This is a genomic window from Candidatus Devosia phytovorans, assembly GCA_029202405.1.
Taxonomy (GTDB): domain Bacteria; phylum Pseudomonadota; class Alphaproteobacteria; order Rhizobiales; family Devosiaceae; genus Devosia; species Devosia phytovorans.
Window position 1 is genome coordinate 274,440 of record CP119312.1, and the last position, 14,254, is coordinate 288,693.

Consider the following 14,254-nt stretch of genomic DNA (forward strand, 5'->3'; position numbering starts at 1 on the left):
TCTCCCTTCAGTGAGACTTGCCATGACCAATGTTTCCTTCCACACCTATGCCGAGCTCGACGCGGAGCAGCGCGCTGCCCTGCTGCGCCGGTCGGAAACCGATCTTTCGGGTGTCATCGAGAAGGTGAAGCCGATCATCGAAGCGGTGCGGACCGAAGGCGACGAGGCGCTGGTGCGTTTCGCCCGCGACTTCGATCGTTCCGAGGGCGTGCACAAGGGCAATCTCAAGGTGACCGAGGCCGAGTTCGACGCAGCTTTCAAGCTGGTCGACGCCGAGGTGATCGAGGCGATCAAATTCGGCACCGACAATATCCGCAGCTTCCACGAGGAGCAGAAGCCCGAGACCATGTGGATGAAGGAGATCCGTCCCGGCGCCTTTGCCGGTGATCGCTTCACGCCCATCCAGTCGGTGGCGCTTTATGTGCCGCGCGGCAAGGGGTCGTTTCCCTCGGTCACCATGATGACCTCGGGGCCGGCCATGGTGGCTGGGGTTCCCAATGTTGCCATCATCACCCCGCCGGCGCCGGATGGCACGGTGGATGCGGCAACGCTGGTGGCGGCGCGTCTCGCCGGCGTCGAGACGGTCTACAAGGTCGGCGGTGCGCAGGCTGTCGCGGCCGTTGCCTATGGCACCGACACGATCAGGCCGGCCCTCAAGATCGTCGGTCCAGGCAGCCCGTGGGTTGTGGCGGCCAAGCGGTTGCTGGCCGGTGTGCTCGATACCGGCCTGCCGGCGGGGCCGTCGGAAGCGGTGATCTTTGCCGATGATACGGTCAACGGCAGCCTGGCGGCGCTGGACCTGCTGATTGAAGCTGAACACGGTCCGGATTCATCGGCATATCTGGTGACGCACAGCCGTCGCGTTGCCGAGGAAGCGCTGGCCGCCTTGCCGGGTTTCTGGGCGAAGATGACCGAACAGCGGGTCGGCTTCTCGACCACGGTGCTCACCGGCAAGAATGGCGGCGTGGTGCTGACGGAGTCGGTGGAACAGAGCTACGACTTCATCAATGCCTATGCGCCGGAGCATCTGGAGATCCTCTCGACCGAGCCCTATGACCATCTCGGCCGCATCACCGAGGCGTCGGAAATCCTCCTGGGTCAGTACACACCGTGCTCGATCGGCAATTTCGGGCTTGGTCCCAATGCGGTGTTGCCGACCAGCCGCTGGGCCCGCACCTATGGCCCGTTGTCAGTGACGGATTTCGTCAAGCGCAGTTCCATTGGCTATGTCACCGCCGCAGGCTTCCCGCTGCTGGCCGGCCATGCGCACAAGCTGGCGCTCTATGAAGGTTTTTCGTCGCACGCGATTGCGGTGTCGGACGAACGTTACAAGCACGTGCGGTAAGGCCCATGAAAGCCGTTCGCCTGCATGGAGTTCGCGACCTGCGCTTCGAAGAGGTCGATGCGCCGCCGTCGCCCGGTCCGGGCGAGATCCTGCTCGACGTCGAGGCCGCGGGGATTTGCGGCTCCGATCTGCATAATTTCTCCACCGGTCAGTGGATCAGCCGCTCGCCGTCGATAGCTGGCCATGAGTTCTGCGGCCGCGTGGCAGCGGTAGGGCAGGGCGTATCGGGCTTTGCGCGCGGCGATGCAGTGGTCGCCGATTCCCGCTACTGGTGCGGAGAATGCGAGAATTGCCGGGCCGGCGATCGCAATGCCTGCGTTTCGCTCGGTTTCGTCGGCGAGGTCTGCGATGGCGGCTTTGCCGAACAGGTCTTGTTGCCGGCAAGGCTAGTGCTGAGGCGTCCCGATGATCTCCCGGCCAATCTGGCCGCAATGTCGGAGCCTTTGGCCGTGGCGCTGCATGCGCTGGGCAAGCTAGCGGTCGAGCCCGGTGCGCCGGTGCTGGTCGTCGGCTGCGGCACGATCGGTGGACTCTGCGCGCTGGCCTTGTCGCGGCGGCATGATAGGCCGATCCTGCTCGCTGACCGCAATTTTGAACGCGCGGCCGCCGTTGCCGAGGCGACGTCGGGTCGGGTGGTGGCACTCGACAAGCAGGCCATCGCCGATGCGCTGGATGGCGAGGCCATTCGCTTTGCCATTGATGCGACCGGTAGCATTGCTGCGCTGCAGCAGACCATCGAACTCATGGGGGCCAATTCGCGGCTGGTTCTCGTGGGCATAAGTCATGGCAAGCTCGATCTCGATCCCAATGTTCTGGTCGAGCGGGAGATTGCGCTTTTGGGGTCGCATGCCTTTAAGGACGAGCTGCCCGATGCCATCGCCATGGCCGGCGAATTGAGCGACGTGCTGCCGCAATTCATCAACGGGACGGTTCGTCTCGAAGAGGTGCCCGATGCCTTCCAGCGCCTGCTTACTGGGCAGGCGAAGGGCCTCAAGACCATTATCGAGATCGCGTAGACCATGACAACAGCTCCGAGCCGTACGGCCGAAATCCGCGCCGTCGCCAGGGATAATCGCGACCGCGCGCAGCTCATGCTGGGCGAGCTGTTGCAGGACCTGTTCGCTATCCACCCGCGTAATGTGACGATCAACTACGACCAGTACAGCCTCAATTCTCTCAACGGTTTCTTCGACACCGATAACGAAGCCTATTTCTTCAAGTTCCATCAGGAAGAAGGCGAAGAGGCGATGAGCGGGGAATATTACCGCGCCGACATTCTGGCGCGGGCCGGCCTGCCGGTGGACCAGCCGGTGCATATGTCGGTGCTGCCGGGCGAGCAGATCCTGGTCTATCGCCGCCGCAAGGATCGCCGGCTTTCGGATGTGCTGCGGGAGTTGGACCTCAAGGACGATCCCGGCCTGCGCCGGATTGTCGTCGACGCAGAGAGCCGGCTGAGTGCGCGGGTGCTCGATGTTTATCGTGAAAGCCTGCACCCGATCACGCCGGAGCAGGCTGCCGATGAACCAATCAATCGCCTGTTCTACGAGCGGCTGATCGATCCGGCGACTGGGGCCTATCCCGGTGGACGGCTCAGGAGCTTCTATGTCGGGCAGGACTTCGCCTTTCCCGGCGCGACGATGAGCTGGGAGGAGTTCGCCGATGCGCGGATCGTCATCAATGGCGTCAGCTATCAACAGACCATCCGGCAACTGTTCGACGGTGCGCATGAGCGGCTCAAGCCAAGCCTGCTGGCCGATGCCGGCGGCGTGGTGGCGCATGGTGATGCTCATAATGCCAATGTCTGGTTCGTCGAGCAGGGGGATCGTGCCGAACTCAGCTTCTTCGACCCGGCCTTTGCCGGCGACAGCGTGCCGACGCTGCTGGCGGAGGTGAAGACCACCTTCCACAATATCCTGGCGCATCCGCTGTGGCTCTACGACCCTGAGGAGCTGGAGAAGGCCTATAGCGCCCAAGCGACCTATCAGGACGGTGAGCTGACCATCGAGACCGACTGGAAACTCTCGCCGATCCGGGCCGACCTGCTGCGGGTCAAGGCAGAAGAGGCCTGGAAACCGCTGCTGCAATTGCTCAAGGATCGCTCGCTGCTGCCCGATGACTGGCGGCAGGTGGTGCGCTACGGGCTTTTCCTCTGCCCGACGCTGGTGATGAACCTTCGCGCAGGCGTCTCGCGGCACAATCCGACATCGTCGCTGATCGGCTTTGCGAATGCGGTCCGCGCCGGCAGCGAGCCCGTCGCCGGAGCCGACCTGTTGTCGGACACGCTGGACGCGGTAACGCCGCGCTAGAGTTTTACGGCGAGGCCGGTGCGTACGCTTTCATCGGCAGCAATGCAGATGTTGAGCGAGGTCACGGCGTCGCTCATGTGCCGCGTCAGGTCGATATCCTCGGCGATGGCGCGGTAGACGAAGTCCTGCTCGCGATCGCAAAGGCCCTGGTGATCGGGTTCGCCGTGCATGTCGAGCCAGTCGTCCTTGCGGGCCGGCCTGTTGTCGGCATCGAGTGCGGCGTGATGTACCAAGATGCGCGAGGTCTGGGTGTGGGCGTTGATATCGGCCGAGGCCGCGCCTTGGTCCATGACGATGGACACCGAGCCGTTTGGCGAGATCACGTCCTTCACGAAGAAGGCGGTCTCCGACATCATCGGGCCCCAACCTGCCTCGTACCAGCCCAGGCTTCCGTCGTCGAAGAGCACCTGGAAATGGCCGTAGTTATACATGCCCTGCGGCAGGCCCTTGGCGAGCGGCACGCCCATGCCACGCACTTCCACCGGCTTGGCGTCGGTGATCTGGCACATGACGTCGACATAGTGCACGCCGCAATCGACGATGGGCGAAGTGGTCTGCATGATCGAGCGGTGAATGTCCCAGGCCGGTCCGCTCGACTGCTGATTGAGGTTCATGCGGAAAACATAGGGGCCACCCAGGTTGCGCGATTCCTCGATGAGCCGCGTCCAGGACGGGTGGTGGCGCAGGATGTAGCCAATGATCAGCTTGCGCTTGTTGGCTTCGGCGGCAGCGACAACGCGCCGTGCGTCTTCCACCGTGGATGCCAAAGGCTTTTCGACGAAGACATGGGCGCCAGCTTCCATGGCGGCCACGGCATAGTCCGCGTGAGTATTGGTATGCGTCGCGATGGACACCACGTCCGGCTTGAATTCGGCCAGTGCCGCAGCGAAGTCGTTACGGACCGGATAGCCGGACAGCTCCTCAGGCAGTGTTGGCACAGAGCGATTGACCAGGCCGACGATCTCGAAGCCGGGATGAGTGTGGTAGGCTATCGCATGGCTGCGGCCCATCTGGCCAAGCCCAACCACCAGGACTTTGAGTTTGGTCGTGGTCATCGCAGATACTCCGGATAAATTCAGGCGGTGCGGCGGGCCGCGGCAATCTGGCTGGCGCCAAAGGTGGCAAGGGCTACCGAATATAGGGTCGGGTTGGTGGCTGTCACCGTCGGAATAACGCCATTGCCGGCCACATAAAGATTGTCGAAGCCCCAGACGCGGCTGTTGCGATCGCAGACGCTGGTGCCGTCGTCCGTCTCACCCATGCGCACCGTGCCCTGATAGTGCAGGGAACTGCCGATGGGCTGGACGAAGGTGGCAAAACCCGGGGCAGGGCGCCCGATCACTTCGGCCACCTTGAGCGCCGTATCCTTGGCCCATTCGAGGCGCTTGAGATCGCCTTCGGACTGTTTCCACCTGATTGAAATGGCGGGCAGGCCACGCCAGTCAAGACGGTTGTCGTCGAAGGTGACCTGATTGTTTTCGTCGATATCGGCGGGACAGAAGACGCCCATGCCGATCGGCTGGCCGCCCAGCTCGGCCGACTTGGGCATGGTGTGGAGACTCGCCGGCGCGATGGTCACAGAGAAGGGCAGCTCATTGGTCGCCGGAATCCAGCTCATCGCCTTCATCGGCACGTCAGTCTGCATCTCGGCAATCTGGGAAACAATATAGTGGTCGTTGATATAGCGGCCGAGTGCAGCGGGGCGAATGCCCGAGGCATGCAGCAATTGCGGCGTGTGCAGCGCATCGCAGGCGACCACGATAGCACCCGCCATCACCCGCCAAGTCTCGTCCGAGCCGGGTGTCGCCAGTTCCACACCAATGGCACGGCCGTTCTCGTGGATGATCCGGCGGCAGGCGGTTTCAGCCACGATGCGGAAGCTGTCTTCGGGCTCGTCCACCATGTCGCCAAGGATGACGTCGGTGCCATGCCAGCGCGGGCCGCTGTCGCCCGGCGTTGCCGCCATGGGCATGGGCTGCACCTGCCGGTCGGCGCTGCGGCCGGGATTGAACACGGCACCAAGCTTCTCGCGCAGCGCCACGGCGACTGCATCGGGACCACGCACGTCCTTGTGCACGCCGAGCAGACCGCCCGCGACGCCAAGCGCCGCTTCCAGTTCTGCGGCCGGAATGAAGGGCACGCGCTCAGCCTGCGACGGCGTCGGGGTGCCGGTCGACCACTTGGTCCCCATGCCGCCCACATTGGCAGCCGAGAAACCGGCGAAAAGGCTGTCCGACGGATCGCCATCATTGGCAATGAACAGGCCGGAACGGCGCAGCAGGGAAGCGTCGAACCCGCCGGCGCGGCGGGCTTCCCATTCTTCCTTGCTGATCGACATGCGCGGGCTGCGGTCGCCGCCCTGCGCCAGGATTTCCAGCGTTGCGCGCTCGTCGAGGTCGGCGACATTGTCGAGGTGGGCGCCCTTTTGCGGCAGGATCTGCGGGCCGGCTTCCACCATCAGGATGCGCGCTTCGGGCCAGTCGCGCCGGATGATGCGCGCATAGGCGCTTCCCGTGGGACCGCTCCCGACGATCACGACATCGGTGGACTCTTGGCGCATCAGATCTGCCCTATGAGAGAAATTTCAGTGGTATCCAAATGGTATCACTGGTTCTTATTGGTATGTAAAGTCGCTTTTGTCGTCTTGTGACACAAACCGCGCCTTGCCCTTGCCGCCCCATCCTCGGACTAATGGGCGCGACCTTTCCTGGAGTGCGACATGAAACTGGGCCTATCCTCCTACAGCTTCCGACCCATCCTGGCCGATGGCAGCCTGACGATCGAAGGCCTGTTCGACTGGCTCAAGGCACAGGGCGCAGAGCATCTGGAAATCGCGACCTTTTCCTTTGCCGAGGCCGGCAAGGAGAAGGGCTATGACCTCTCGGTCGAGCACGAAGCCATCGCACGGATCGAGGCTGCCGTCGCGAGGACCGGCGTTCCAGTTTCGGGTCTCTGCATGGCGGCAAGCTTCATCTCGCCCGGCGAGCGGCAAGGCCAGATCGACATGGTCAAGCGGCATGTCGATCTCTGCAAGCGGCTTGGGGCACCCTTTTTGCGCCACGACGTCGTGCCCTGGGCCTATCGGTTGACCGACACCGCAGAGTTCGAGCTTGAGTTTCCCGGTATCGTCAGCGCGTGTCGCGAGATCGCCGAATATGGCGCGACGCAGGGCGTTGTGACCAGCGTCGAGGACCACGGCTTCTTCATGAATTCAAGTGAGCGCATCCGCCGCCTGCTGCATGCCGTTGATCATCCCAATTTCCGCCTGACGGTGGATGTGGGCAATTTTCTCTGCGTCGATGACGAACCGCATGTGGCGACCAAGGCCTGCCTGCCCTATGCCAGCTTCGTGCATGTGAAGGATTTTTACGTGCGCGGCTTCGAGCCAGGCCCGGGCTGGCTCGAAACCTATGGCGGTCAATATATCCGCGGCTCGATCTTCGGCTTCGGTGATCTCGATACGCATGCTTTGCTCGAAAGCGTGGTCGCCTCGGGCTATGACGGCTTCGTCTCGCTGGAATACGAGGGCGGCGAGCCCTCGCTCCAGGGTTGCGAGATTGGGTTGAACAACCTGCGCCGGATGCTGGATGAAGTCAGAGGCTGACGATCCGGTCCAGCCGCTGTTTGATATCGGCGAGGCGCTGGCGATCTCCGCCCGGCACCTCGACTGATACCCAGCCCGAATAACCGATCTTGCCCAAGGCCAGATTAACTCCAGCCCAGTCGATATCGCCTTCGCCCAACTCGACGTCGAAGCCCTTCCAAGGGCCTTCGGCATTCATCTTGCTGAGGCTATATTCCTTGGCGTCGAGCTTGAGGATGCGCGGTCCGAGCGCTTCGATCCAGTCGCTCGGCCGGCCGTAGCGCATCACATTGCCGATGTCGAAATACCAGCCGAGACGCGGGCTATCGAAGCCGTCGATCAGATGCGCCGCTTCGAGCGGGCTGAGCAGGAAGTCATTCCAGACATTTTCGAGCGCCAGCGAAACCCCGATTTCCTCGGCATGCGGCAGAATGCGGTCGATGCCCTCAACCGCCCGGTCCCAGGCGGCGGCATAGCTGGTCTCGCCCTTCACCACGCCCGGGACCAGCAGTACGGTATCGGCGCCATAGGCCTTGGCCTGCTGCAGCGCGATGATCGTTGCTTCGACACAGGCCCCGCGCACGGCGGGATCGGGGTCGGTCAGCGGCGTCTTCCAGTGGGCCGAATTGATGACGCCGGGAATGGCGATACCCGCCGCATCGCGCGCCGCCAGCACTGCGTCGAGCGGCAGATCATTGGGAGCGTCCAGTTCGACGCCATCGAAGCCGAGGTCGGCAACCAGCTTGAACTTGTCGGCAATGGAAAGGTCATCTTCGATCATCGACCATTTAAGGCTGGTCCTGGCCATAGGGCGGGAATCGGTCATCCATTACCTGCAGAGGTTGTTCAAACCGGTCTTGAAGCCGGCCACAAAATTAAAGGAGGCCCGTCTGGCGGGTCTCCCTTTGTGCAGTCTGAAAGAAAGTGCTTGTCGCCGCAACGCCTAATGCGCGGTTGTGGGCAGCTCGCTTTCCGCCGGAGCCTTTTCCGCTTCTTCGGGCGGGCGCACACCGAAGACGGCGCAATAGAGCGCGGGCACGAAGAGCAGGGTTATGACCGTGCCCACGATAATGCCGCCCATCATGGCAAAGGCCATGGGTCCCCAGAACACCTGACGGGATATGGGGATGAGGGCGAGGCTCGCGGCTGCGGCGGTCAAAAGAATCGGCCGGGCACGGCTGTCGGAGGCGTGGAACACGGCGTTCCAGCGATCCTGCCCCTTGCCGATCAGGACCTGGATTTCATGCACCAGGATGACCGAGTTGCGGATCAGGATGCCGCCCAGGGCGAGCACTCCCAGGATTGCCACGAAGCCGAGTGGCGCGCCTGAAGCCAGCAATGCCGCGACGACGCCGATCAGGCCAAGCGGGGCCACCGAAAGCACGATGAGCATCAGGCGGAAGCTCTGCATCTGCATCATGACCAGAGTCAGGATAACAAGGAGCATGATTGGCACCACCGCAAGGATGGGCGCCTGGCTGTCGCCGCTTGTCTCGACCGAGCCACCGATGACGATCTCATAGCCGGCCGGCAGGTCTGCCCGCAGGCTCTGGATGCCGTCGGTCAGGTCCGTGACAATGGTCGCCGCCTGGTCGCCACCCACGATGGCGGCTTTGACGGTGATGGTGGGGACGCGGTCGCGCTGATGCAGGACTGGCGCTTCGGTTTCCCATTCGAGCCGGGCGAAAGCGCCGAGCGGAACGGGGACGTTGGAGGCATTGTTGAGCTGCAGCGATTGCAGGGCCTCGAGCGAGCCGCGATCTTCGCCGATGCCGCGGGCGATGACGTCCACGAGGATGTCGTCGTTGCTCAGTTCGGTCACGGTGACGCCGTCGTAGAGCGAATAGAGCGCCTGTGCGACATCGCTCTGGGTCAGGCCCATCTGTCGCAACTGTTCCTGATCGAGGACAACGCGGGCCACGCGGACCGGCTCGCCCTGATCGATGGCAATCATGTTGAGGCGCGGATCCTGGCCCATGAGCGCGGCGACAGAGCGGGCCTGCTCGAGCAGCACGTCGCGGTCGGGTCCGCTGATGCGATATTGCACCGGTCGGCCGACCGGCGGGCCGAGCTCGAGATATTTGGCATAGAGCTCGACGCCCTGGAGCGTCGCACCATACTCGCGCACGGCGGCGGCAAGACTGTCGCGCGCTTCCATGCTGTCGGTCATCACCACGACCTGCCCCATGTAGCTCGCCGCGGTGGGAGCATCGAAGGAGAGGATAAAGCGCGGGGCGGCGCGGCCGGCATAGCTCGAATAGAACTGAGCTTCTTCACGGGTCGAGAGGAAGGTTTCGAGTTCGGCAATGGCCGCGTCGGTCGCCTCGATCGTGCTGTTCTGGCGCAGGTTGACGTCGATTACCAGTTCGGGCCGATCCGAGGACGGGAAGAACTGGTTCTCGACAAAACGCATGCCGACCATGGAGACGGCAAAGAGCGCCACCGTCACGATGATGGTGGCCCATTTGAAGCGCATGACCCCACGCAGCACGCGATGGAAGCCGCGGCGGAAGCGGCCGGGATTGCCGGCATGGTGCTTCATCTTGGCGGGCAGGAAGGCAACGCCAAGCAGGGGCGCAAAGAGCACGGCCACCACCCAGGAGACGACCAGCGAAATGGCGATCACGTAGAAGAGCGAGACGGTATATTCGCCCGCCTGCGAGCTGTTGAGGCCGATGGGGATGAAGCCGGCCACGGTGACCAGGGTGCCCGACAGCATGGGAAAGGCGATCGAGGTCCAGGCGTAGGATGCGGCCTTGAGCTTGCTCTCGCCCAGTTCGATACGGGAGATCATCGTCTCGATGGCAATCATGGCGTCATCGACCAGAAGACCAAGCGCAATGATCAGGGCACCCAGCGAAATGCGCTGTAGCGTCACGCCCATCTGGTCGAGGAAGACAAAGGTTATGGCCAGGACCAGCGGTATGGTCATGGTGACGACCAGACCCGCCCGCAGGCCCAGCGAGAGGAAGGAAACGATCAGCACGATGACCACGGCTTCAACCAGGGCTGTGACGAAGTGATTGACCGATTCATCGACGACATGAGGTTGGTCAGCAACCTTGTGGAGTTCCATGCCGATAGGCAGTTCGGCCTGGACACTAGCCATGAGCGTGTCGAGCTCCGTGCCGAAGTCGATGATGTTGGAGCCTTCACGCATGCCGACCGCAACGCCGATCGCGGACTGGCCGTCGTAACGGAAGATCGAGCTCGGCGGGTCATTGTATCCGTCGGTCACGGTGGCGACGTCGGCCAGGGTGAAATAGGCATCGTCGACGCGCAGCGGCGCGTTGGCCAGGTCTTCGGCACCGCTGAAGCGACCGGAAACGCGTACCGCGATCTGTTCGTTCTGCGTGCGGATGACGCCTGACGGAACGATGGCATTCTGCGCCGCCAGCGTGTTCATCACGGCGGCCCGGTCGAGGCCGAGGGCCGCAAGGCGGCGGGTCGAAAATTCGATATGCACCTGCTGCTCGCGGGTGCCGACCAGTTCGACCTTGCCCGCCGCATCGAGCAGCAGCACGGCGTCGCGGAAGTCCTCCGCCTCCTCACGCAGTTCGGCCGGTGTGAAGCCATCCGAGGTGAAGGCATAGATGCTGCCGAATACGTCGCCGAAATTATCGTTGAACTGGAAGCCGGCAAACTCGCTGGGGAATTCACCCCTGATGTCGTTCATCATGTTGCGAATGCGCAACCAGGTATTGTCGACGGCATCGCCGCGCAGGGAGTCCTCGATCTCGACATAGACCACGGTCTGACCGGGGAAGGTCTCCGAGCGGACCTGCTTGAGCGAGTCGAGTTCCTGCAGCTTGTTCTCGATGCGGCGTGTGACCTGCTCGAGCGTTTCTTCGGCGGTTGCGCCGGGCAGGGCGGCCACAATCACCATCTGCTTGATGGTGAAGCTCGGGTCCTCCTCGCGGCCCAGGTTCATGTAGGACAGACCGCCGGCAACCAGCGAAATCAGGATCAGGAACCAGACGAAGGACCGGTGGCGCAGGGCCCAGTCAGAGAGATTGAAACCGTTCACTGTGCTGCTCCTTCGCCGACGACCTGACCTGCGCTGACCGAGTGAATGCCCCGGATCAGCACTTCGTCGCCCTCCGCGATGCCACCTGTCACCACCACACGGTCGCTCAGCTGAGCACCCGTGGTGACCTTGACCTGTTCGAGCGCCCGGCCCTCGCCGACGCGCCAGACCATGTCGTCCGGCCCGATGGCGGCGCGGGGCAGGGACAATAGCGGATTGGGCGGCAGATCGAGCCGGACGGAGACCAGCGAGCCAAGGCGAAGCACCGAGCCTGTGTCGAGCGCGATGCGCAGGCGATGGGTACGGGCGCCGCCATCCGCCACGGGCTCGATAAGGCGCAAGGTGCCCCCGATCGGCTCGGTTCCGGCGACGCGCCGATCAATGAGAAAGCGCGCGCCGGGCTGGAGCAGTGGCAGGATCTCGCTGGGCACATCGATCACCACTTCCCGGCCCTGGCCGGCGGCCAGCGTCACAACCGGCGTTCCGGCGCTGGCGATGGAACCGGCCTCCGCCTGAATCTCGATAATTACCCCATCGGCGGGCGCAGTCAGCGTGGCATAGCGAGCGGCCTCTTGGGCACGCTCGAGATCGGCATTGGCGGCGTCCAGCGCTGCGCCGGCTGCGTCGCGGTCCGCCGTGGCGGTATCCAGCTGTTCATTGGTCGCGACACCCCGCCGATTAAGTTCGACGACTCGATCGAAAGACTGCCTGGCAAATTCTGCCTGAGCCTCTGCCGAGCGCACGGCGGCTTCGGCGGCCGATCGATCGTCGATCAGGGTCGTCTCGTCCAAGGTGGCCAGCGTGTCGCCCGCCTTGACCACATCGCCCAGTTCCACGGGCCGTTCGGCAATCCGGCCGGCGGTCTGGAAGGCGAGGATGGTTTGTTGCGATGCCTCGACAATGCCGGGGAAGTCGCGCACGCGTTCGGTGGCGCTGGTGACGATTTCGGTCACCACGCGCCGGGGCGCGTCAGTGGCGGGCAGGGGCGCGGTTTCGGCCAGGGCTGGCGTGGCCAGCAGAATGGCCAGCAGGCCAGTTGGGAGAAGTCTCATGGGGCGTCCTCCGTCAGATGCACGATGCGGCCGGGGTAGAGCTGGTTCGAACCGGCAGTGACCACCTGGTCGCCATCGGAAAGACCACTGGCTATTTCGAGCGTATTGGTGGTGTAGCGAGCGATCTCGATCGGAACGAGCGTGACTGCGCCGGTCGTCGGGTCTGCGCGCCAAACGGCCGGATTGCCTTGAGTGGTGGCCAGGGCCGACCACGGCAGGCTGATCGCATCTGGCACAGGGATGTTGACGGTTGTGGAAATTGGCGTGCCGAGGCCCATAGTGGTCACGCCATCCTCGAAGCGCGCCCGGATCAGCACGGTGCCCGTGGTGACATCGGCCAGCGGGGAAATCTCGGTGATGCTGACGGGGAGGGTGTCGCCGCCATCAATGGGCGTTACTTCAAAGCGGCGGCCCATCATGGCGTCAAGTTCTGGCACATTGGGGGCGTAGAAGACTGCCTCGCGCTCGCCTTGCGGCGCGATGGTGATCACGGCTTGGCCCTCGCCGGCAATCTGGCCTGGCTCGGCCTCGCGCGCAGTGACAATGCCGTTCGCCGGCGCCTTGAGTACGGTGTCGTCGACGGCCTGCTGGGCCTTGTTGACCTCGGTCTGCGCCTGTTCATGGGCAGAGCGGCTGGCGAGCAGGGCGGCCTGGGCCGCATCGAGCTCGGCCTGGGTACCGACGCCGCGGGCCAGAAGGTCGGCAGCGCGCTCGCGAGCCAGTTCGGTCTGGGTGAGGCTGGCGGTGGCGGAAGTCAATTGCGCCATGGCGGCGCGCCGTCCGGCATCGGCCTGCGTCGACTCTATGCGCGCGATGATATCGCCGGCCCGGACCGTGTCGCCGATATCGGCATGGATCTCGATCAGTCGTCCGGCCGACCTGAAACTGACCGGCACACTGCTGGTCGCTTCGATGGTGCCGGTCAGGTCCAGCATGATCGCAGAAGGTGCGGACCGGGCCGTGACGATCTCGACAGTGAGGGCGGTCTGGGCCTGCGCCGATCCGACGACAAATGGTACGGTCAGTGCTGCCCAAAGCAGGGTGGCGGGTTTCATGGGGTCAAACTCCTTGCGCCAGTGTAGCGTGGTTGTGGCGCATCTGATGCAGGCGACCGAGCAGGCCGTCTGCGGGAATGTCGATCGGTCCAGCCTCGACCGCCGATATCTGCCAGGCCTGATCCGGCGGCAGGCCGAGGCCCCGCAGCACGCCGGCCACAAGATGACGAACATAGGTCGCATCCGCGGTGCCCGAGATGGTGCGGGCGACGCATTTGATCACGCAACCCGTGACGAGATCGATCATGACCGCGGGCGGTTGTTCCACGAATTGGCCAGCGGCAATACCGTTGCGCAGGAATATGGGGAAGCGTTCCGAAACCGCGCTAGCCGTGTTGGCGGCAGAGAGGTCGAGACCCTGCACGAATTGCGCAAGTTCGGGATAGGTCGCGACCGTCACGGCAAAGGTCTTGAAGCCCGCGGCCAGCCGGGTGGCCGGATCGGGGTGGCCCTGGGTCGCCTTGATGACCTGGAGCAGCATTTCGCCCTTGAGGTCATTGCTTGCCGCCTGGACCAGGTCCTCGGTCGAGTCGAAATAGTTGTAGAAGCTGCCGCGGGAGACGCCGGCCGTGCGGATCACGGTGTCGATGGTGGTGGCTTCCAGACCGTCCCTGGCGATCACTTCCAGGGCGCTTTCGACCAGCCGCCGCCGCATCCGCAATCGGCGATGCGCTGCGGTCCGGGTTCGATGGTCCTCGGCGGGTTCTGCTTGCATGAGACAGGTCAAAATTGGAATTACAAACTGACGATATGTCATAATGAACGTTGTGTCATTACTGAAATCATCGCCAAGTGCCTGCTGTTCCCCTACAGCCAACCGAATCCCCATTGACGGCTCCCCGCGTCCCGGCGTATTTCCCGCCTCAGGACATCTCGCCCTAACGCG

General features: G+C 63.6%; 11 protein-coding genes. 4 read left to right on the forward strand and 7 right to left on the reverse strand.

All coding sequences use genetic code 11. From position 1 onward, the window contains the following. The first annotated feature begins 22 nt into the window (after positions 1 to 22). The 3 genes from hisD to P0Y65_01370 all read left to right on the forward strand — a co-directional run bounded on the left by hisD (position 23) and on the right by P0Y65_01370 (position 3,651). Positions 23 to 1,345, forward strand: a complete 1,323-nt coding sequence (gene hisD / locus P0Y65_01360; GenBank protein WEK04930.1) for a histidinol dehydrogenase — start codon at positions 23 to 25, stop codon at positions 1,343 to 1,345. Positions 1,346 to 1,350: 5 nt separating this feature from the next. Then, complete coding sequence (locus tag P0Y65_01365; GenBank protein ID WEK04931.1) at positions 1,351 to 2,361, forward strand: alcohol dehydrogenase catalytic domain-containing protein; 1,011 nt, start codon at positions 1,351 to 1,353, stop codon at positions 2,359 to 2,361. Positions 2,362 to 2,436: 75 nt separating this feature from the next. Further along, the gene (locus tag P0Y65_01370) at positions 2,437 to 3,651 is read left to right on the forward strand and encodes a hypothetical protein (GenBank protein WEK06700.1); all 1,215 of its coding nucleotides are present in this window, start codon (positions 2,437 to 2,439) and stop codon (positions 3,649 to 3,651) included. On the opposite strand, the gene P0Y65_01375 is transcribed toward P0Y65_01370, so the two are convergent. Both P0Y65_01375 and P0Y65_01380 read right to left on the reverse strand, forming a co-directional pair. Beyond that, entirely contained in the window at positions 3,648 to 4,706 is a 1,059-nt protein-coding gene (locus P0Y65_01375; GenBank protein ID WEK04932.1) for a Gfo/Idh/MocA family oxidoreductase, read from the reverse strand. The two genes, P0Y65_01370 and P0Y65_01375, sit on opposite strands and share 4 nt — an antisense overlap. Positions 4,707 to 4,726: 20 nt before the next feature. Next, positions 4,727 to 6,211 carry a GMC oxidoreductase gene (locus tag P0Y65_01380; GenBank protein WEK04933.1) on the reverse strand — a complete coding sequence of 495 codons (1,485 nt, stop codon included), beginning with the start codon at positions 6,209 to 6,211 and terminating at the stop codon, positions 4,727 to 4,729. A 159-nt stretch (positions 6,212 to 6,370) separates the two neighbouring features. Here P0Y65_01380 and P0Y65_01385 point away from each other — a divergent pair, with 159 nt between their 5' ends. Beyond that, positions 6,371 to 7,255 (forward strand): sugar phosphate isomerase/epimerase, encoded by an 885-nt coding sequence (locus P0Y65_01385; GenBank protein ID WEK04934.1) that lies wholly within the window; start codon positions 6,371 to 6,373, stop codon positions 7,253 to 7,255. Here the strand turns inward: P0Y65_01385 and P0Y65_01390 are convergent. The 5 genes from P0Y65_01390 to P0Y65_01410 form a co-directional block, all read right to left on the reverse strand. Next, positions 7,245 to 8,060: a sugar phosphate isomerase/epimerase gene (locus tag P0Y65_01390; GenBank protein WEK04935.1), complete on the reverse strand. Its 816-nt coding sequence runs from the start codon at positions 8,058 to 8,060 to the stop codon at positions 7,245 to 7,247. The two genes, P0Y65_01385 and P0Y65_01390, sit on opposite strands and share 11 nt — an antisense overlap. Before the next feature lie 117 nt (positions 8,061 to 8,177). After that, on the reverse strand, positions 8,178 to 11,261 hold the full coding sequence (locus P0Y65_01395) for an efflux RND transporter permease subunit (protein ID WEK04936.1): 3,084 nt from the start codon (positions 11,259 to 11,261) through the stop codon (positions 8,178 to 8,180). Beyond that, the gene (locus tag P0Y65_01400; protein WEK04937.1) at positions 11,258 to 12,313 is read right to left on the reverse strand and encodes an efflux RND transporter periplasmic adaptor subunit; all 1,056 of its coding nucleotides are present in this window, start codon (positions 12,311 to 12,313) and stop codon (positions 11,258 to 11,260) included. The genes P0Y65_01395 and P0Y65_01400 overlap by 4 nt, the downstream gene beginning before the upstream one ends. Further along, complete coding sequence (locus tag P0Y65_01405) at positions 12,310 to 13,368, reverse strand: efflux RND transporter periplasmic adaptor subunit (protein ID WEK04938.1); 1,059 nt, start codon at positions 13,366 to 13,368, stop codon at positions 12,310 to 12,312. Before P0Y65_01405 ends, P0Y65_01400 begins: the two co-directional genes overlap by 4 nt. 4 nt (positions 13,369 to 13,372) lie before the next feature. Next, positions 13,373 to 14,083 (reverse strand): TetR/AcrR family transcriptional regulator, encoded by a 711-nt coding sequence (locus tag P0Y65_01410; protein WEK04939.1) that lies wholly within the window; start codon positions 14,081 to 14,083, stop codon positions 13,373 to 13,375. Positions 14,084 to 14,254 lie beyond the last annotated feature (171 nt).

Coding starts and splice junctions, on each gene's coding strand:
- P0Y65_01405 (WEK04938.1), bottom strand. CDS start 13,368: ATGAAACCCGCCACCCTGCTTTGGGCAGCACTGACCGTACCATTTGTC.
- P0Y65_01375 (WEK04932.1), bottom strand. CDS start 4,706: ATGACCACGACCAAACTCAAAGTCCTGGTGGTTGGGCTTGGCCAGATG.
- P0Y65_01380 (WEK04933.1), bottom strand. CDS start 6,211: ATGCGCCAAGAGTCCACCGATGTCGTGATCGTCGGGAGCGGTCCCACG.
- hisD (WEK04930.1), top strand. CDS start 23: ATGACCAATGTTTCCTTCCACACCTATGCCGAGCTCGACGCGGAGCAG.
- P0Y65_01410 (WEK04939.1), bottom strand. CDS start 14,083: ATGCAAGCAGAACCCGCCGAGGACCATCGAACCCGGACCGCAGCGCAT.
- P0Y65_01400 (WEK04937.1), bottom strand. CDS start 12,313: ATGAGACTTCTCCCAACTGGCCTGCTGGCCATTCTGCTGGCCACGCCA.
- P0Y65_01370 (WEK06700.1), top strand. CDS start 2,437: ATGCTGGGCGAGCTGTTGCAGGACCTGTTCGCTATCCACCCGCGTAAT.
- P0Y65_01390 (WEK04935.1), bottom strand. CDS start 8,060: ATGACCGATTCCCGCCCTATGGCCAGGACCAGCCTTAAATGGTCGATG.
- P0Y65_01365 (WEK04931.1), top strand. CDS start 1,351: ATGAAAGCCGTTCGCCTGCATGGAGTTCGCGACCTGCGCTTCGAAGAG.
- P0Y65_01385 (WEK04934.1), top strand. CDS start 6,371: ATGAAACTGGGCCTATCCTCCTACAGCTTCCGACCCATCCTGGCCGAT.